Source organism: Halobacillus campisalis, assembly GCF_030345335.1.
In the GTDB taxonomy this organism is placed as follows: domain Bacteria; phylum Bacillota; class Bacilli; order Bacillales; family Halobacillaceae; genus Halobacillus_A; species Halobacillus_A campisalis.
Genome location: NZ_JAPVRC010000002.1, coordinates 121,612 through 140,363, shown reverse-complemented (window position 1 = coordinate 140,363; position 18,752 = coordinate 121,612). Strand labels below are relative to the sequence as shown.

The 18,752-nt window shown below is 41.9% G+C and carries 14 protein-coding genes; 2 read left to right on the top strand and 12 right to left on the bottom strand.

Features of this window, described 5'->3' with window-relative positions; translation table 11 throughout:
- Window positions 1-34: 34 nt before the first annotated feature.
- The 6 genes from O2Q26_RS05000 to betB form a co-directional block, all read right to left on the bottom strand.
- Window positions 35-757: an ABC transporter ATP-binding protein gene (locus O2Q26_RS05000; RefSeq protein WP_289214844.1), complete on the bottom strand. Its 723-nt coding sequence runs from the start codon at window positions 755-757 to the stop codon at window positions 35-37.
- 1 nt (window position 758) lies between these two features.
- On the bottom strand, window positions 759-2,369 hold the full coding sequence (locus O2Q26_RS04995; protein WP_289215309.1) for an ABC transporter permease: 1,611 nt from the start codon (window positions 2,367-2,369) through the stop codon (window positions 759-761).
- A 154-nt stretch (window positions 2,370-2,523) separates the two neighbouring features.
- Complete coding sequence (locus tag O2Q26_RS04990; protein WP_289214843.1) at window positions 2,524-3,630, bottom strand: Fe(3+) ABC transporter substrate-binding protein; 1,107 nt, start codon at window positions 3,628-3,630, stop codon at window positions 2,524-2,526.
- Between the two features lie 549 nt (window positions 3,631-4,179).
- A complete protein-coding gene (gene proB / locus O2Q26_RS04985; RefSeq protein ID WP_289214842.1) occupies window positions 4,180-5,283 on the bottom strand; it encodes a glutamate 5-kinase in 1,104 nt (367 codons plus the stop codon).
- Between the two features lie 217 nt (window positions 5,284-5,500).
- Window positions 5,501-7,183, bottom strand: a complete 1,683-nt coding sequence (gene betA / locus O2Q26_RS04980; protein ID WP_289214841.1) for a choline dehydrogenase — start codon at window positions 7,181-7,183, stop codon at window positions 5,501-5,503.
- 210 nt (window positions 7,184-7,393) lie between these two features.
- A complete protein-coding gene (betB, locus tag O2Q26_RS04975) occupies window positions 7,394-8,866 on the bottom strand; it encodes a betaine-aldehyde dehydrogenase (protein ID WP_289215308.1) in 1,473 nt (490 codons plus the stop codon).
- Between the two features lie 268 nt (window positions 8,867-9,134).
- Between betB and cudC the strand changes: the two genes are divergently transcribed.
- A complete protein-coding gene (cudC, locus tag O2Q26_RS04970; protein ID WP_289214840.1) occupies window positions 9,135-9,686 on the top strand; it encodes a choline uptake/conversion transcriptional regulator CudC in 552 nt (183 codons plus the stop codon).
- 189 nt (window positions 9,687-9,875) lie between these two features.
- On the opposite strand, the gene O2Q26_RS04965 is transcribed toward cudC, so the two are convergent.
- The 5 genes from O2Q26_RS04965 to O2Q26_RS04945 form a co-directional block, all read right to left on the bottom strand.
- Window positions 9,876-10,667: an SDR family oxidoreductase gene (locus O2Q26_RS04965; protein ID WP_289214839.1), complete on the bottom strand. Its 792-nt coding sequence runs from the start codon at window positions 10,665-10,667 to the stop codon at window positions 9,876-9,878.
- A 197-nt stretch (window positions 10,668-10,864) separates the two neighbouring features.
- Window positions 10,865-11,902 (bottom strand): LacI family DNA-binding transcriptional regulator, encoded by a 1,038-nt coding sequence (locus tag O2Q26_RS04960; protein ID WP_289214838.1) that lies wholly within the window; start codon window positions 11,900-11,902, stop codon window positions 10,865-10,867.
- Between the two features lie 121 nt (window positions 11,903-12,023).
- Window positions 12,024-12,863 (bottom strand): sugar ABC transporter permease, encoded by an 840-nt coding sequence (locus tag O2Q26_RS04955; protein WP_289214837.1) that lies wholly within the window; start codon window positions 12,861-12,863, stop codon window positions 12,024-12,026.
- Window position 12,864: 1 nt separating this feature from the next.
- A complete protein-coding gene (locus O2Q26_RS04950) occupies window positions 12,865-14,154 on the bottom strand; it encodes a carbohydrate ABC transporter permease (protein WP_289214836.1) in 1,290 nt (429 codons plus the stop codon).
- 155 nt (window positions 14,155-14,309) lie between these two features.
- Window positions 14,310-15,605 carry an extracellular solute-binding protein gene (locus tag O2Q26_RS04945; RefSeq protein ID WP_289214835.1) on the bottom strand — a complete coding sequence of 432 codons (1,296 nt, stop codon included), beginning with the start codon at window positions 15,603-15,605 and terminating at the stop codon, window positions 14,310-14,312.
- Window positions 15,606-15,867: 262 nt separating this feature from the next.
- On the opposite strand from O2Q26_RS04945, the gene O2Q26_RS04940 reads away from it, so the two are divergent.
- Window positions 15,868-17,607: a glycoside hydrolase family 13 protein gene (locus O2Q26_RS04940; protein ID WP_390216804.1), complete on the top strand. Its 1,740-nt coding sequence runs from the start codon at window positions 15,868-15,870 to the stop codon at window positions 17,605-17,607.
- Window positions 17,608-17,901: 294 nt separating this feature from the next.
- On the opposite strand, the gene O2Q26_RS04935 is transcribed toward O2Q26_RS04940, so the two are convergent.
- On the bottom strand, window positions 17,902-18,750 hold the full coding sequence (locus tag O2Q26_RS04935) for a MurR/RpiR family transcriptional regulator (protein WP_289215307.1): 849 nt from the start codon (window positions 18,748-18,750) through the stop codon (window positions 17,902-17,904).
- Between the last annotated feature and the right edge of the window lie 2 nt (window positions 18,751-18,752).

The following is an 18,752-nucleotide window of genomic DNA, read 5'->3' as shown; positions in this document are numbered from 1 at the left end:
TTCAAACCTGTCTATATCTCAGAATTCAAAAGAACTATCCTTTCACTTTAACTAGCTTCGGCTGTTGCTGCTGTTCTTCTTCACGCAGCGTACAAATGGACTCCCAATCATATGCCGCCCCGTCACGCATCGTAATGATACGATCGGCGATGGCACGAGCATCTTCCCGGTCATGTGTGACAAAGATAGAAGTTGTTCCCGTCTTCTTAATGATGTCTTTTAACTCTCCGCGAATCTTGATTTGTAAATCCGCATCAAGGTTACTGAACGGTTCATCAAGCAGGAGCAGGGCAGGTTTTGGAGCGAGCGCCCGTGCGAGGGCGACACGCTGCTGCTGGCCGCCGCTTAGCTCATGTGGGTAACGTTTCATAAGACTGGTCATGTTCACAAGCTCTAAGACTTCTTCTGTGCGCTCTCTTTTAGCTTTACGTCCATGCCCTTTTAACCCGAACTGAATGTTTTCGGCTACGGTCATATGCGGGAAAAGGGCGTAATCCTGGAAGACCATGCCGATGCCGCGTCGCTCTGGGAGAACGAAATGGCGGTCGTCAGTCATCGTGTGTTCGTTTATCTTAATGGTTCCGCAAGTAGGGGTTTCGAGACCGCAAAGCAGGCGAAGTACGGTACTTTTTCCACTTCCGCTTTCTCCGAGGATGGAAATGATTTCGCCCTGGTCAATTGCTAGATTAAAGCAATCGATCGTATTTTCGCTGGAGTTCTGATACTTAAAGCACAGGTTTTCAATTTGAATGAACATGTTAACGTGGCTCCTTTTCTAGAACTTTGTGAAAGATGTAGATGGCAATCGCGCTGACAACAACAATAATAATAGAAGCGAGCGAGGCTTCGTGAATTTGTTCATCACTCGCGTATTGGTAGGCTTTCGTTGATAGTGTGTCAAAGTTGAATGGCCTTAGAATCAATGTAAGAGGCAATTCTTTTATTATTTCAATAAACGCTAGAATAAATCCGCTGATGAGTGGTCCTTTAATCATGAGCAGATCCACTTTAAAAAATGTCTTCGTCACGTTCAACCCCAGCATGCGTGAGGCTTCTGTGAATTTATTTCCGACTTTATCGAATCCTGCTTCGATCGAATTAAATCCAACGGCAAGAAAACGAATCACATAAGCTGATATTAACATGAATAGGCTTGTACTGATAAATAAGGATGCATCGAGTCCAGCCATTTCATAAAAATTAAATAGCAGATTATCAATTTCAATAAAGACGGTACTTATACCAACGGCAATCACAGCACCGGGGATAGAATACCCTAAAATAGTTACTCGTGCGGGGGCTTTGGAGATAAAGCTCTGGTGCATACGGGCAAAGTTTGCGATGATGACAGCGAACACGGTAATCATCGCCGCCCCAACGAGCGACACAAACAGGGAATTCCAAACGAGTTCAATAAATGTAGAAGACATCATTTTCTCAAAGGTTAAGAACATCCAGGCGATGAGCTGTATAAATGGAATAAGAAAACCAAGTGCGAAAATGATTGCGCAATAGCTAAAGGCTGTCCAAGCTTTTCTTTTTGTAAGCTTAATAGGTTTAAGAGGGCGAACTTTTGTCGTCGTGTAACTGTATTTCTTTCGCCCTCTCAGGAATTTCTCAAGGACTAGAATGAAGAAGACAATAAACATTAAAGTTGCTGAGAGCTTAATAGCTGCATTAAGGTCTCCCATCCCAAACCATGTTTGAAAAATAGCAGTACTAAAGGTGGGAACTCCAAAGTATTGAACGACTCCGTAATCATTTAAAACCTCAAGTAATACTAGGCTGCCTCCTCCTACGATAGCTCCCCGTGAAATAGGTAAGACAACGCGGAAAAATATAGAGAGTGGCCCTCGTCCGAGCAATCGTGCATTTTCAACCAAAGAAGCTGATTGATTTTGCAGGAATCCGCGAGTGATCATAAACACGTAAGGAAAAAGAAATAACGTGAAGATGAACACGGCACCAGGGAGGTTAAGGATATCAAAGTATTTTTGATTAACTTCAATTCCCCAAGTGTTTCGCAGTGTCTTCTGAATCACACCTGTATAGTTTAAGATGCCATTATACGTATATCCAGCAATATAAGGTGGAATCGCTAATGGCAGGATCAGCCCCCATTTAAAGAAATTTTTAAAGGGAAAGTCATAAGCAGAGACGAGCCAAGCTAAACTGGTTCCTATCATGATGGCTAAGAACCCGGTGAATATAATTAATAAGCTTGTATTTTTTATTAAGTTAGGAAGGATAAACTCCTGGATATGTGCCCAATTTTCTGCTTCTTCAGTGAAAAAGCTAATTAAAATAGTGATGTTTGGCAGTAAAATGAGAACAACGATGATCATGGTCAGTAAGGTCCATGCGTTCATATATCCCGGTAGTTTTCGAAACAGCTTCAAAACGGACACGTCCTTTTAAAAACCTGAATAAAAAGCGTACCGTCTAATCATAACAGGTTAAATACTTTATTGTATATACACCAAATGCCGCCCTCGTTTTGAGGGGCGGCACAGGGGAAGAGGATTATTTCCAACCCACTTCGTTCATAATTTGAATGGCTTCTCCGTTGTTTTCACCAAGTTCACTTAGATTGATGTCTTGTTCTTCAAACTCGCCCCACTCCTGTAAAACTTCAGTAGGTTCTACGTTCTCATTAACTGGGTATTCATAGTTAGCATCTGCAAATTGTTCTTGTGCTGATTCTTCTGTTAAGAACTCCATAAACTGCTGTGCTTCTTCTGTGTTTTGACTGCTAGCCGCCAGGCCTATACCGCTGATATTAACGTGTGTACCGTTACCTTCTTGATCAGGGAAGATAACACCTAGCTGTTCAGCAACTTCCACTTCTTCTTCGTCTTCAGAATTAAGCATTTGGCCGAGGTAATACGTGTTCATGACAGCTACATCACCTTCGCCAGCAGCAATCCCTTTAGCCTGGTCACGATCTCCACCTTGTGGGTCGCGGGCCATGTTATCAACGATACCTTGAGCCCATTCTTTCGCAGCTTCCTCGCCATCTTGTGCGATCATAGATGCTACAAGAGACTGGTTATATATGTTTTCAGAAGAGCGGATGAGTACTTTATCTTCCCACTCATCTTTCGTTAAGTCGCTATAACTTTGAATATCGTCAGGGTTCACCGTTTCTTCGTTATAAACAATAACACGTGCACGTTTTGTGAGTCCGAACCATTCGTTCTCTTCATCGCGAAGGTTCTCCGGGATATTCTCATTTAGAACTTCACTATCAACTTCTTGTAAAAGGTCATCGGATTTAGCACGGTGAAGACGTCCTGCATCAGCCGTAATTAATAGATCGGCTTCAGAAGCTTTACCTTCACGTTCCATTCTTGCGATCAGTTCATCGTCTTTTCCTTCAATGACATTTACTTCAATGCCAGTTTCTTCAGTAAACTGATCATATAGCTCCTGGTCTGTATCATAGTGACGACCAGTGTATAGATTGATTTCTCCGCCTTCAGCCTCTTCGTTTGCTTCTGACTCCTCGTTAGTAGACTCTTCGTTACCCTCAGAATCAGAAGAACCAGAATTTTCTTCCTCATTATTTCCGCATGCTGCTAAAGCAATTGCTGCAAACAAGAGAAAACTGAATAAAAATAACTTCTTCATTATTAGCTCACCTCATATGTAGATTTTTTAAATGAAAATGATTTTCAATGTCAATGACTATTCTACCTACTTTGCATAAAATGTCAATGCATTTTCCGAAATAAATTAAAAAATTAAAAACTTTCATCCCCTACTCTTAATAACACCCACACTTCTCTATTAATTGAAGCTGGAGGAAGAAATTAAGGATGTTCATTAGAGGTTAGGTTACAGCTAAATAAAAACTGAATATTCACTTGCCTTTCATTGAAAGCATAAAAGATAATAATTAAACGCTTTTCCAGAAAAAAGAAGACACTCGATCATACATGTACGCTTCAAGAGCAATTACACTTTGAAAGAGGTCCTCTCATGGATAACGTTATTTAGTTACTATGCCTTTTCAGCTGGATGTCCCCCATGAAGATAGAGTGTGGACAGACGTTTTTCCATGCTCCTGATGGGGATGGCAGGAAGGCACTGCTGTTAGTCCACCGGTGATCTCACGCCGGTCTTCTGATAGGTCAGATTATAGGAAATTCATTTTTTTGTTTTACATTTGGTAAAGAATCAATGATTTACCCAATAATCCCGGTGAATAACAACCTTTTGATCACTATTAGCTTTGAACATGGCCTCTGTGCTTGATAACCCCTTAATTTCTAACAACTGATGAGAAGAAAAATTAACACTGCCTTTCCCAATGAGCTGTCCTTCTAAGTTAACCACCTCAACGACATCATTTATTTTAAAGTTACCCATAATGTTAGTGACACCAGCAGGTAAGAGACTTTTTCCATTTCTTACGATAGCAATTTCAGCACCCTGGTCAATTTCAATCTTCCCACTTGGAATGGAATGCAAGGCCAGCCACTGTTTGGAATTATTCATACTTGCCAGCGAGCGACCGCCGATATAAGTTCCGTCCCCTTCCCCAACTAGAATATCGACAAGTTTTTCTTCCCCTGTCCCTGATCCAATAAATACTTTCACTCCTAAACGTAATGCTGTACGTGCTGCCTCTACTTTTGATTTCATGCCTCCGGTGCCTACTTTCGAACCAGCTTCAGAAGTACCATTTACTAAGTGATCATCAATCTTATGAAGAAAGTTATACCGTTGTGCATTTGGATGAGTCCGTGGATTTTGATCATAAATCCCGTTGATATCTGTGAGTATGATTAATAAATCTGCATGTACAAGACCACTAACAAGTGCTGATAACATGTCATTATCGCCAAAGGTTAATTCATCAACTGCTACGGAATCATTTTCATTAATAATCGGCGTTACTTTACGCTTTAATAGTTCAGATAAGGTGGCATGTGCATTTTGATATTGCTCTTTGTACAGGAAATTCTGTCTCGTTAACAGTAATTGTGCTGCCACAACTCCATGTCTTTTAAAACCTTCTGTATAACCTCTTAATAACTGACCTTGCCCAACGGCCGCGGCTGCTTGCTTACCGGCAATTGTTACAGGACGCACGGAATAGCCAATGTCTGTAAATCCAGCTGCAACGGCTCCGGATGATATCAATATCACCTCATGGCCAAGCTTCTTTAAACGTGCAAGCGCATCGACGTGCTCGCGCAGCTTCACATTGCTTAATCCACCATTTATATTTGTTAAAGAGCTGCTGCCTATTTTGACGACGATCCGTTTCTTGGCCATTATTATTCACCTTCCACTTTTACATTAGAATTGAAATCGCCTAAATGATGCTTGATCTTTCAACATATTAGTGACATTATACACTAGAAAAAAGCATATAGTCAGTGTTAATCATCAACCCTTTCTCGATAAAATCACCGACAAAAAAAGAAGGCCTCAAATTAAATGTACGCTTCAAGAGCAAATACACTTTGACAGAGGCCTTCCATAGAAAATGTTATTTATTTACTGTGCCAGCATCGGCTGGATGTACTCCATGACGATAGAAGTCAGCATCAATTGGGTCCAGCGGTTTACGACCAAGGATGAGGTCTGCTGCCTTTTCTGCCAACATCAACACAGGTGCATGGATATTGCCGTTCGTAACATAAGGCATGGCAGAAGCATCGACCACTCGTACGTTGTCGAGTCCGTGCACTTTCATAGATTTAGGATCTACGACAGACATGCGGTCTGAAGCAGGTCCCATTTTTGCCGTACAAGATGGATGAAGTGCCGTCTCAGCATCTTCTTTCACCCAATCCAAAATCTCTTCATCTGTTTGAACAGTAGGACCAGGAGAAATTTCCCCTGCATTGTAAGGTTTCATAGCTGGCTGCTCCATAATCTTACGGGTTACTCTGACCGCTTCTACCCACTCGCGTTTATCCTGTTCAGTAGAAAGGTAGTTATAGACCATGCTTGGGTGCTCTTTAGGATCTTTTGAGCGTATCTTCAATGATCCACGGGCATCGGAATACATAGGGCCGACATGGACTTGGAATCCATGATCCGTCGGAGCTTTTTGGCCATCGTACCGTACTGCTACCGGAAGGAAATGATACATCAAGTTCGGGTAGTCGACGTCCTCGTTTGAACGAACGAAACCTCCGCCTTCAAAATGATTGGTCGCGGCCGGGCCAGTGCGTCCAAACATCCACTGTAAACCAATCCAAGGCATGCGCACTTTATTTAAGTTAGGCTGTTCGGAAACAGGAAGCGGACATGCGTGCTGGATATAAACTTCGAGGTGGTCCTGGAGGTTCTCTCCTACACCTGGAAGGTCAACGACTGGTTCAATACCAAGTGAGCGAAGGTGTTTGGCATCTCCCACTCCTGACAGTTGAAGCAGCTGCGGCGTGTTGATGGCACCGCCTGAAAGTATAACTTCACCCGCTTTAACTTGATGAGTTTTTCCGTTGCGTTGATATGTCAATCCTTTAGCTCGAGTACCCTCGAAGTCGATACTCTGAACGAAAGCACGAGTTCTCACCGTCAGGTTCTTACGCTTCATTGCCGGATGCAGATAGGCACGTGAAGCTGACAAGCGCTGTCCTTTATATACATGCTTGTCAAACGGTCCGAAGCCCTCCTGACGAAAACCATTCACATCAGGGGTTCTTGAGTAACCAGCTTCTACACCTGAGTTAAAGAAGGCTTGGAATAATGGATTAGTTGCTGGCCCGCGTTCCAACTTGATAGGTCCGTCGTGGCCGCGAAGATCATCATCTGGTGATTCAATAGCATTCTCTAAGCGTTTGAAATAAGGAAGGCAGTGCTTAAAGTCCCACGTTTCCATTCCTTCATCGGCTCCCCAGCGTTCATAGTCCAGCGGATTTCCGCGTTGGTAAATCATACCGTTAATTGAACTGGATCCTCCAAGCAGCTTTCCTCGGGCATGCTTAATTCGGCGTCCATTCATATATGGCTCAGGGTCTGATTCGTACTTCCAATCATAAAGGCTTTTGCCTGCGGGAAACGGCAAAGCTGCCGGCATTTGAATTAATAGATCCCATGCATAATCACGGCGTCCTGCCTCTAAAACAAGAACACTCTTTTTCCCGTCCTCACTTAGACGGTCGCCAAGTACAGAACCTGCACTACCGCCTCCAACGATGACAATATCATATGTTTCACTCATATTCAGTTCCTCCTCGTGTTGTAATGGAATGAAAGGACTTCAGACAATAGGAACACTATTGCTTAGAAACCCTTCTTTATTTATAAAATTTAGTAATAGTTGGTATTTATTTGATTTATTTAAGAACACTTCATTAGATTGAGCTTTAAGAGGGAGTATGAATTTCCTCCACCTAATGGTTATATAGAGAATGAATAATAGACTGTCAGCTTAGAACCAGTTCATAGATTCAGGTTTAAGGTTCTGGAATATATGCTTTGTTTCTGTATATTCTTCCATGCCAAGTCTGCCTAGCTCGCGTCCAATACCAGATTGTTTAAATCCACCCCATGGGGCGTGTGGGAAATAAAGGTTGAATTCGTTGATCCAAACCGTACCCATGCGCATCTTCGCTGCACAGCGTTCAGCTTTTGCAATATCGTTTGTAAAAACACCGCCAGCAAGTCCGTAGATCGAGTCATTAGCAAGCTTTACTGCTTCTTTTTCTGTACTGAATTTCTCAATGGTAATAACTGGACCAAAGCCTTCCTCTTGAACAACGGTCATGTCAGTAGTGCAGTCCGTGAAAACAGTAGGCAAGAAGAAAAAGCCATTTTGCAATTTCGGATCTTCAGGACGTTTGCCGCCAACTGCTAAAGTAGCTCCTTCTTTAATCCCCGCTTCTACATACTTTTCTACCTTCGCAAGATGTTCAGCTGAAATAAGCGGTCCCATTTGCGTATCTTCATCAAATCCGCTTCCCAACTTGAATTTCTTCACTCGTTCAACAAGCGCGTTAACGAACTCATCGTGAATGCTTTCTTCAACAATCAGTCTTGTACCAGCGGAACAAATTTGTCCTGCGTGGAAGAATACACCGTTTAACGCTTGGTCGACAGCTATATCAAAGTCAGCATCAGCAAAAATAACATTTGGGTTTTTTCCGCCAAGCTCAAGAGCGAGCTTCTTCACATTCACGCTTGCCGCTTGCATAATTTTCTTCCCTGTAACAATGCCGCCAGTGAAAGAAATGAGGTCTACGTCTGTGTTATCAGACAGCTCCTGGCCGACTGTACCGCCTGCACCAAGTACTAAGTTAGCAACCCCACTAGGCACTCCCGCCTCTTCCATCAGTTCAAACACTTTAATAGTAGTAAGTGGTGTGATTTCACTCGGCTTCATGATTAAAGTATTTCCAGTCGCCAGCGCTGGAGCCAGTTTCCAGGACGCTTGAAGCAAAGGATAATTCCAAGGGGTAATTTGCCCGCAAACACCAACTGGTTCATGAACCACTTTACTGATCGAGTTTGGTACTGGAGAATCAATCAGCTCGCCGCCATCTTTATCTGCAAGTTCTGCATAATAACGGAACACTCCAGCGATATCATTCATATCTCCACGGCTTTCTTCCATCGTTTTACCTGTATCCAATGATTCTAAATAAGCCAGTTCTTCTGTGTCTCTTTCTATTAATTCAGCAATTTTTCTTACAACGGCTCCGCGTTCAGTTGCCGGGGTAGCAGCCCATTCTCCGTTGTCAAAGGCTTCTCTTGCTGCAGCAATTGCTTCTTTTGTATCTGATTCATCACCTTCTGGAACAACGGCGATAATCTCCTGGTTAAATGGATTAATAATATTACGCGTATTCTCCGAATTTGCGCCTACCCATTTACCATTAATGTATTGTTGTAGTTTTAAGTTCAGGTTCAATTTGATCAACTCCATTTTTGAAGTAAGTTAAGTTTGTTAAGAATTTATTTAACTTTTTTAACACTAACATGTCTCTTTATGGCTGTCAAAAAAATATCCAAATTAAAATATGGAAAGACTTCACACTAGCTGTAATGGTTATGTATAGTCAGGTAGTGGACATTTTTTATTTGACTTTTTGTCCGAACGCGTTAACAATTGTCTGTAAAGAAGTTATTTTAAATATTTAACGTGATTTACTGTATATTGAAGGAGCGACCTTATGAGTGAATCTAATGAAAGAACCGAAGCCAAAATTGAAGAAGCCAAATATAAAGTTATCGGCGCCATTGCAGAGACTATGGATTTATATGGGGTAACACCAGCTGCCGCAAATTTATATGCGACGATGTACTTCAAAGATCAGATGACGCTTGATGAAATGCGCACGGAGCTCGAAATGAGTAAACCGAGTATGAGTACCAGCGTCCGCAGGCTCCAGGAAATAGAGATGGTAAAAAAAACATTCACACGAGGTTCCAGAAAACATACGTATGTAGCCGAGAAAAATTTCTTCCGTTCTTTTATGGCGTTTTACTGCCAGATGTGGGAACGAGAAGTTAAAATGAATTTAGAAGCCATTGAGGAAGCGCAAGAAGATTTCATAAATGTCATAAAAGATTCCACCAGTACACCAGATATTGTTGCAGAAGCAAAGAAGTACTATGATCAATTAGAAGAATCTAAAACATACTATCACTGGTTGGATGATTTAGTTGAAAGTATAAGAAGCGGTAAAATATTCGAATTTCTGCCGAAAGATAAACAAGATTAAATTGGCAGGAAGTTATTAGACAGTCTATATTAAAGAAATAACAATAATAAAGAAGCTTCTCATTAGTTACGTAAACTTTTGAGAAGCTTCTTTTTGTATGTCTATATTAGTGAAACGTTTATTCTAACGAGTATCTACCATTGTAAAAAATTATCTAACTCCTTAGTAACGAGAGACTTTCCCTTCGTATTACAATGCTTTCACGAGACCTCCATCTACTACGAGCGACTGACCCGTTACGTACGTATTTCCTCCAGAGGCTAAAAACACGACGACTTTGGCAAACTCTTCAGGCTCTCCGTAGCGCTTTAATGGTATAGCTTGAGCAGCCTCCTCTTTCACCTCTTCAGCAGAAACACCAAGCGACTTGGCTTTTACTTGATCTAAACTTTCCACTCGATCCGTTGCAATTCTCCCCGGACCTAGGGTGTTAATCAGGATATGATCGGCTGCTAATTCTTGAGATAAGCTTTTAGATAAGCCCACTATTCCTGCCCTGAAAGTATTCGAAAGGATTAGATTGTCCAGGGTCTGCTTGATAGAAGAAGAAGCTATGTTAATAATACGTCCGCTTTGCTGCTTTTTCATATGGGGAAGCACTTCCCGGATGGTCCGCGTAAAGCTAAGTAGATTAAGTTCAAAAGCTCGCTGCCAATCTTCATCAGAAAAATCATCAAACGTCCCAGCTGGAGGCCCTCCGGCATTATTGATGAGAACATCGACAGTCCCGTTCCAGTTCACCGCTTTTTGCACCAGTTTCTTAATATGATCAGGTTTCGTCACATCACAAACCTCATAGTCCACATTTTCGTTCCCTGACTGCTCAATAATTTCTTTTACAGTGCGTTGTAATTCCTCTGCATTGCGACTTGAAATGAGCACGCTGGCCCCTTCGTTAGCAAATTCCAGAGCTGTTGCTTTACCTAACCCTTTGCTTGCTGCTGTTACGACTACAGACTTGCCTTGCAACTGTAAATCCATCTCATCCATCCTCTCCTTTTTATGTAAGGTCAGTATATCAAATAAGGAGTACAAGGTATCTTGTACTCCCTACTCTTATACGTCTGATATATATTAATTGTAAACTTTTAAGCCTATGGTGATTCCAATACAAAGTGCCACGGGTTTTAAATATGATGAAGGGGTCCCTTAGAAGTAAAAAAAAACACCTCTGAGTTTTACACTTCAGTTGGTGCTTCTTTTTCTTGTGTAGAAGAACGGTATTTGATATCAAATGGAACAATAATCCGCTTCGCCGGTTCTTCTTTGTTTTTCACTTTCTCAATCAAACATTTCGCCGCCTGACTGCCGAGCCCATGAATATGAATATCGACGGTGGTTAAAGGCGGGCGAGTGATTTCTGATAAATATACGTTATTAAAACTCACGATCGAAATATCCTCAGGCACATGCATCCCCAATTCTTCGAGCATGTTTACCACCCCGATACTCATCAAATCATCCGCTATGACAAGTCCCGTTGGCGGCTGAGGCAGAGAAAATAGTTCATGGACAGCTTGACGACCGCCTGATTTAAGAAATTCCGTATGAATCCGGTACTCGTCTAAATAAGGAAGTCCAGCTTCTTCTAACGCTGATTCATATCCTTTCATCCGATCGATGGTTACAATACGGTCGGTTGAACCACCGATAAAAGCAATACATTCGTGCCCTATCTCAATCAGGTGATTCGTAATTTCTTTCCCAGCACGGACATTGTCATTATCCACGTGGGTTATTTCATCTACACGTTCTGAAGGTTTCCCCACAACTACAAACGGAAAATTCTGCTCGATCAGAAAGGCCATGATTGGATCATTCACTTGAGAATATAGCAAGATAATGCCATCTGTTCGGTTGCTGTAGACCATTCGCTCGACCGCTTCTAACATTTGTTCATCTGTCTCTCCCGTACATAGCAAAATGGAATAGTCCATTTCATGAGCAACGGCACTGATTCCGCGCAGCACTTCTGGAAAGAAAGGATTTTGTAAAGCTTTATCAGCACTGGATGGCATGACAACCCCAAGCGACTGTGTTGAACGATTCGCTAAATTCCTCGCATTAGCGTTTGGATGGTATCCCATCTCCTTCATCGCTTTTTTCACCCGTTTCTTCGTTGCCGGACTGATCCTCGGGTGGTCCGCGATGACACGGGATACCGTCGATGGTGCCACTCCTGCTGCCTTTGCCACTTCCTTAATGGTCACTCCCATACGATCACCTTCTATAAGTTACTTCCTGTATTATATCATGTCGATGCTTTCATCAAATCATAAAAAAGGAGAACCGAAGTATGCTTCTCCGCTTCTCCCTTTCATTCATATGTCTTTCAGATTATCCCTTCGTACCCCCTGCTGTCAAACCAGAAACGAAATATTTCTGAAGAGATAAGAAAAGAAGTGAAATCGGTAACGCAATTAATACAGAGCCTGCGGCAAAGAGTGTGAATTCATTTCCGAACTGGTCGGCAATGAGTTCATATAAACCAACCGCAAGTGTGAATTTCTCTTCTGTTCGAAGTAGAATCCGGGCCAGGATGAAGTCCGTAAAAGGTGTGATGAATGTGAACAGCGATATGACCGCAATCATCGGTTTAGCAAGAGGCATGACAATCTGCCAGAAAATACGTAAGTTGCCTGCACCATCCATACGTGCCGATTCATCTAACTCTTTCGGTATAGTATCCAAATATCCCTTCATCAAGTAGGTATTCATCGGGATTGCTCCACCTGTATAAACAAGAATCAAAGCCAGGTGTGTATCCAGTAGTCCTGTCAGATTGGCTAACGCATAAATCGCGATCAAAGCAGCAAAGTTTGGAATCATCTGCAAGATCAAGAACGTCATCAACCCATTTTTACGTCCGACAAAACGAAACCTGGAAAAAGAGTAAGCGGTCATACATACGAGAGCCACGGAAAAAACCATCGTCAAAATACAAATTTTGATCGTATTCCAGTACCAAATCAAATAATCACTCTGTTCTGGATCGAACAACTCTTTATAATGCTCCAAGGTTGCGTCTTTTGGAATAATCGAAGAACCAGATAAGCTGTTTCCCGGGTTGAACGATGACCCTACGATCCACAAGATCGGATATAAAATGATTACGATCATAGCCAAAATCACTGCGTACGAAAATGTCAGTTGTATAATACGGTTTTTATTTCTCATATTACATCATATCCTCTTCTTGGAATGATTTCGTTCTTCTGAATTGCCACAAGGCTACAGAAATGACGATCAAGGATAAGATCATCGTTATGGCTGCTGCTTTTCCATACTGGGCAGAAGTCATGGTCAAGCTGTAGATCCAGGAAATCAAAATGTCCGTTCCTCCGGCATTTTGATCCGGTACAGCTGGACCACCTCCATTGAAAAGGAAGATAACGTTAAAGTTGTTGAAGTTAAACGTGTATTGAGTGATCAGTATCGGAGCTGTTGCATAAAGGACGAGCGGCAATGTGATGCCTCTGAATTTTTGGAAAATTGAAGCTCCATCCACATCTGCTGCCTCGTACAATTCGTTCGGTATCGACTGGAGCACACCAGTGACCATCGCAAATATGAACGGGAAACCGAGCCATGTCTGGATCAGAATCAACGCAATTTTCGTGTAAGTCGGGTTCGTCAGCCACGGAATATCCCCAAGCCCAAAGACAGCAAGGATATCACGATTGATGGTTCCGAACGTTTCATTGAACATCCCTGCAAAGACAAGAATCGATACGAAAGCAGGCACTGCCCAAGGAAGAATGAAAATCGTGCGGATCGTCTTTTGAAGAATGATCCCTTTTTGATTCATCAGTACAGCAAGGAAAATACCGAGCGCAATTTGTAAAGTAGTCGCACCGAACGTCCAAATAATCGTCCAAGCCAACACACTGAAGAATGTTTCACGCCAGATCGGAATCTGGAAAATATCGATGAAGTTTTGAATACCAATCCAATCCACAAGGCTAGCTGGAGGTGAGTGGTACAAGTCATAGTTTGTAAAAGAAAGTAGGATAACGAACAATATCGGAAAAATAACAACGAACACGAGCAGTAAAAAACCAGGTGTCATCATTAAATAAGGAAAACCGCCGCCGACCAGGTTCTGGTATTGTGCTCGAATGGAGTTAGGCGTTTCATTGAAATCCCTTTGTTTTCCCACTTTAAAAGCATCTCTTAAATTAAATCCATAGGAAGCTGCACCGAGGATGGTAATGATCAAAGTCAAGATCCCCTCCACAAGCAAAACGATGGAATGATCGTAAGCGGGATCGGTTCCAAGCGTAATCAGACCCCAAAACCCAAACTGCAGCAAATCGGAAAAAGCAATGAAAAAAGAGGCTATTAAAATGAAAAAACCGGCACCTTTCAGCCACTGCTTATTGTAAAACTGACCTAAACCCGGAATGACTGAGAGCGCTAATGCAATCTTTCGGTGGTTAGTAGTTGGTTGTCGTTCTTGCTCCCCCATGTTCAATCTCCTTTCTATATGTACCGAGACAAAAGTGTCAGAATGTCACTCGATGAACGCAAATGCTTCTCACTTTAGTCATTATGCAATTATAAATATGTATTTTAATAAGGAGAGCAGCACCCGAAATGCCGGGAACTGCTCTGCCCAATCAATTAATTCCCAGAGTGGTTGGATTCAATTTGTTGTTTTATTGTATCTTGTGCATCATTCAGAGCATCTTCCGGTTCTGATTTGCCTGTTGCTATGACTTGCAATGCTTGTGCCATAGGCTCCCAAACTTCTCCCATTTCTGGAATGTTCGGCATTGGAACCGCGCGCTCAGATTGAACAGCCACTGCACGTGCTCTTTCGTTATCAGCGATGATTGGATCTTCAATCAATGCAGTCACTGGTGGAATTTCATTTGTTTCTTCATAACGAATCTTCGCATTTTCTTCGTTTGTGATCCACGTCAGCAATTCAGTCGCCCACTCTTTGTTTTCAGAAGCAGAAGACAAGTGCCAGCCTTTTACTCCAACAAATGTCTGTGGATACTCTCCATTTGGTAATTTCGGAAGTGGGGCAACCCCATAGTCGATTCCTGCTTCATTCAGAGCCTGGTAAGCCCAAGGACCATCCATCATAGAAGCAACATTACCTTCTTGAAAAAGTCCGTCTTTAGCAGATCCACCGCTTTCCCCGACGATTCCTGATGGGAAAACTTCCTCATACCATTGTTGAATGTATTCAGCACCTTCAATGGAGCCTTCATTGTTCAAACCTAGATCCTGGGGATTTAGTGTACCTTCTTCTTCACCGAAAACATAACCGCCGTATCCAGCCATAATCGAATTTCCAAAGTAGAAGTTATCCCAAAGAGCAAGGAATCCATATTGGTCACCCTCATTAAATTCTTTTGTGAACTCGAACAGTTCATCGAAATCTTCCGGCACCTCATCCATATGTTCTTTGTTGTAAATGAAAACAGGCGTCTCTGTTGATTTCGGCAAACCATAAAGCTCTCCTTCATACGTTTGCGCTTGAATAGATGCTTCTGTGTAAATATCTGTAACAGAACTATCTACATCAATTGGAGATAACAGACCTTCAATAGCAAATTGACCGATTTGGTCATGTGGCAAAGTCAGAATGTCCGGGCCTGTCCCAGCAGGTCCATCCAAACGAAGCTGCTCTCCCATTTTTGTTGCCATATCCAATTCTTTGAATTCGACTTCAATACCATGCTCTTCTTCAAAGCTGGCAATTGCAGGCTCAAGCCCCACAGCTTTATCTTTGTCTTCCCAGATGACTAGTTTCTCAGGCTTCTCAGGCATACCGTCTTCAGATGACTCAGAAGAATTCCCTTCACTGTCTCCTCCTGTGCTTTCTTCTTCACGATCCGGCGCACAAGCCGCCAGCATCGCAACGGTAAGAAAAGCGATAAACAATAGACTCAACCACTTTTTCATACTCCATCTCCCCCTAATAGTTTCCTAGGACGTGCCATGCAATCTAGTGAAACCGATTGCACACATCTTGACTCTAATTATACAAATTACCTTATATAATGCAAGCGTTTTCTTAAACTTTATTTGAATTTATGGTAAATTATAGTTAACGTTTTCACGTATTCATTGACTTAAAGAGTTCTAATCTATATTTTTATGTAGTGTAAACTAAACTTCTATATAACTATTTGCGCAACCGATTGTACAGAAAGGATGAAAATACATGTTAAAGGAAGCCGTCTACCACCGCCCCAAAAACAATTATGCTTACGCGTACGACAAAGAAACCATCCATATCCGCCTGCACACAAAAAAAGATGATGTCAAGAAGGTCTCTCTCATCCACGGAGATCCTTATGATTGGAACAAAGGAGAATGGCAAACCCAGCGAGCTGAGATGAAAAAAACGGGAAGCGATGATCTTTTCGATTATTGGTTTGCTTCGATCCAGCCTCTCTATCGCAGACTGCGGTATTCCTTTTTACTAGAGGATGAAACGGAACAGACCGTCTATACAGAAAAAGGATTCTATGAAAAAGTCCCAGTCGAAGGAATCGATTATCATTTCTGCTTTCCTTTTTTAAATCCAATTGATGCGTTCGAAGCTCCCAATTGGGTGAAGGAAACGATTTGGTATCAAATCTTCCCAGAGAGATTCGCCAATGGAGACCCGTCTTTGGATCCTGAAGGTACAGTTGTCTGGGGAAGCAAAGACCCGACACCGACTAATTTCTTTGGAGGAGACTTTCAGGGCGTGATCGACCATCTCGATTACTTGGAGGAGCTTGGGGTTAATGGAATCTATTTCACCCCGATTTTCAAAGCTCACTCCAACCATAAATACGACACGATTGATTACATGGAGATCGATCCACAATTTGGTGACAAAAAGACATTTCGCAAGCTGATTTCCAAATGCCACGACCGTGGAATACGAGTCATGCTGGATGCTGTTTTCAATCACAGCGGGTATTACTTTGAACCGTTCCAGGATGTGATTGAAAAAGGGACAGAATCCAAATACGCACAATGGTTCCATCTAAAAGAGAACAAAGTGGTCACAGAACCGCTCCCAAACTATGATGCATTCGGGTTTGTCCCAAGCATGCCGAAATTAAACACCGAAGACCCTGAAGTAAAAGCATACCTCCTGAAGGTTGCCCGCTATTGGATTGAAGAGTTCGATATTGATGGCTGGCGCTTGGATGTGGCCAATGAAGTCGATCATGCATTTTGGAGGGAGTTCCGGCATACCGTCAAAGAGGCAAAACCAGACGCATATATTTTAGGGGAAATATGGCATGATTCCATGCCATGGCTGCAAGGGGATCAATTTGATGCAGTCATGAACTATCCCTTTACTAATGCAGTCGTCGACTTTTTTGCGAAAAAGAATATCACACTCTCTCACTTTAAGAATCAACTGACACATGTACAGCATATGTATCCTGAATCTGTGAATGAAGTTTCGTTCAACTTGTTGGACAGTCATGATACCCCGCGAGTTCTAACTTATGCAAAGGGAGACAAAAAAGCAGCAAAGCTCATGTACCTATTCCAACTCTCTTATTCGGGCACCCCTTGCATCTATTATGGAGACGAAATCGGAATGACAGGAGGAGAAGATCCAGGCTGTCGCAAATGCATGGTCTGGGAGGAACAAGACCAGGATTTAGAACTGTTTGCCTTCATCAAAAAAATGATTAAACTAAGAAAAACCGCACCAGCATTCGGTAACGATGGAGAGTTTTCATTTGTGGACTACGGAGACGAACTGCTTGCTTACGAAAAAATCTCTGAAACTCAGTCCATGATTTTCCTGATCAATCCGACGACAGAAGCCTACGATTTAAGGTTCGAAGAAAACATTAAGCAAGTGGTGGATGTGGATGAAGACTCTAACATGAAGGACCATAATATTCATCTGGCTCCTTCTGGTTTCATCATTTTGGAGAGAAGATAATGTACGTCTATTAAACACGTAAGAAATAAGTGAATTTTGGGTTCAAATGGTATAAACCTTGAAGTTGAGTCTTCCACTATCCTGGTTCTATCCAATAACATTTCTGGAGATAGCAAAAGGTAAGCTACCTACGTAAGTTTGCCTTAAAATGAAAAGCCTCTTAAAAGTTCACACTGAACTTTTAAGAGGCTGTTTAAAAATTATAATAATTTTCTGTACAAACCCTCTTTATCAACCTCAGTTAATCTTAGTACACACTTGATTACTGACTCCCTATCAAATATCAGCAAATTATTACTCCGAGAATACATCAAAATGTCTCCAAATATCTTCCAACCCTTCTAATCTCTCATGAACATCTTCTTGCTTTTCTCTACTAACAAAAGTTATTAAGGCGTTTATTAAACTCAAAGGGGCTACAAAGGAGTCAATGAATGTTGGCATTTGACTCGTCGCCTTGAGCGGAACATCTGCGTGCGGAATAAGAGGTGATACTAAATTGTCCGTAATTGCAATCGTCTTAGCTCCTTTTTCTTTCATGTAGGAAAAAAGGTCAGTCGTACTTTTCGTATAACGGGCAAAGCTGATACCTATAGTAACATCATGTTGATTTACCTTATAAAGTGAATCAGATGCGCTCTCAACTGAATGAAGCAGTTCCACATTATCTAATATCATAGATAAGTAATATTGAAGAAATACACCTAACGACATCGCGCTGCGATTTGCAATAATATAGATCTTGTTGGCATTCAATATATAATTGACCGCTTTATGAAAGTCATCTAAATCCAGTTCTTCCATTGTTGCTTTGATATTTTCCATATCATCACGAAAAACTTCATCTACGCCCTTTTCTTTTTCGTCATAGACCTGTTTGGATATTTTTAGCCTTTCGGAAGTGGTTAATTGGTGTTTTAGAGAGGCTTGAACTTCTTGTTGTAATTCCGTATAGCCGGTATATCCAAGAAAGGTTGCAAACCGCACAATGGTTGCTTCGCTTACCTCCGTAACTTTTGCCAGTTTACCTACCGTTAGAAATGACACTGCATTTTGGTTTTCCAACATATATTTCGCTATCTTTAACTGTGACTTACTCATCTTTGCAGTTTTACCAGCAATATTGTGGTAGACGTTTTCCATCA

What these genes read in the sequence shown, in the direction of transcription:
- O2Q26_RS05000 (WP_289214844.1), bottom strand. Translation starts at nt 757, where the DNA reads ATGTTCATTCAAATTGAAAACCTGTGCTTTAAGTATCAGAACTCCAGC.
- O2Q26_RS04995 (WP_289215309.1), bottom strand. Translation starts at nt 2,369, where the DNA reads ATGAACGCATGGACCTTACTGACCATGATCATCGTTGTTCTCATTTTA.
- O2Q26_RS04990 (WP_289214843.1), bottom strand. Translation starts at nt 3,630, where the DNA reads ATGAAGAAGTTATTTTTATTCAGTTTTCTCTTGTTTGCAGCAATTGCT.
- proB (WP_289214842.1), bottom strand. Translation starts at nt 5,283, where the DNA reads ATGGCCAAGAAACGGATCGTCGTCAAAATAGGCAGCAGCTCTTTAACA.
- betA (WP_289214841.1), bottom strand. Translation starts at nt 7,183, where the DNA reads ATGAGTGAAACATATGATATTGTCATCGTTGGAGGCGGTAGTGCAGGT.
- cudC (WP_289214840.1), top strand. Translation starts at nt 9,135, where the DNA reads ATGAGTGAATCTAATGAAAGAACCGAAGCCAAAATTGAAGAAGCCAAA.
- O2Q26_RS04965 (WP_289214839.1), bottom strand. Translation starts at nt 10,667, where the DNA reads ATGGATTTACAGTTGCAAGGCAAGTCTGTAGTCGTAACAGCAGCAAGC.
- O2Q26_RS04960 (WP_289214838.1), bottom strand. Translation starts at nt 11,902, where the DNA reads ATGGGAGTGACCATTAAGGAAGTGGCAAAGGCAGCAGGAGTGGCACCA.
- O2Q26_RS04955 (WP_289214837.1), bottom strand. Translation starts at nt 12,863, where the DNA reads ATGAGAAATAAAAACCGTATTATACAACTGACATTTTCGTACGCAGTG.
- O2Q26_RS04950 (WP_289214836.1), bottom strand. Translation starts at nt 14,154, where the DNA reads ATGGGGGAGCAAGAACGACAACCAACTACTAACCACCGAAAGATTGCA.
- O2Q26_RS04945 (WP_289214835.1), bottom strand. Translation starts at nt 15,605, where the DNA reads ATGAAAAAGTGGTTGAGTCTATTGTTTATCGCTTTTCTTACCGTTGCG.
- O2Q26_RS04940 (WP_390216804.1), top strand. Translation starts at nt 15,868, where the DNA reads ATGTTAAAGGAAGCCGTCTACCACCGCCCCAAAAACAATTATGCTTAC.
- O2Q26_RS04935 (WP_289215307.1), bottom strand. Translation starts at nt 18,750, where the DNA reads ATGGAAAACGTCTACCACAATATTGCTGGTAAAACTGCAAAGATGAGT.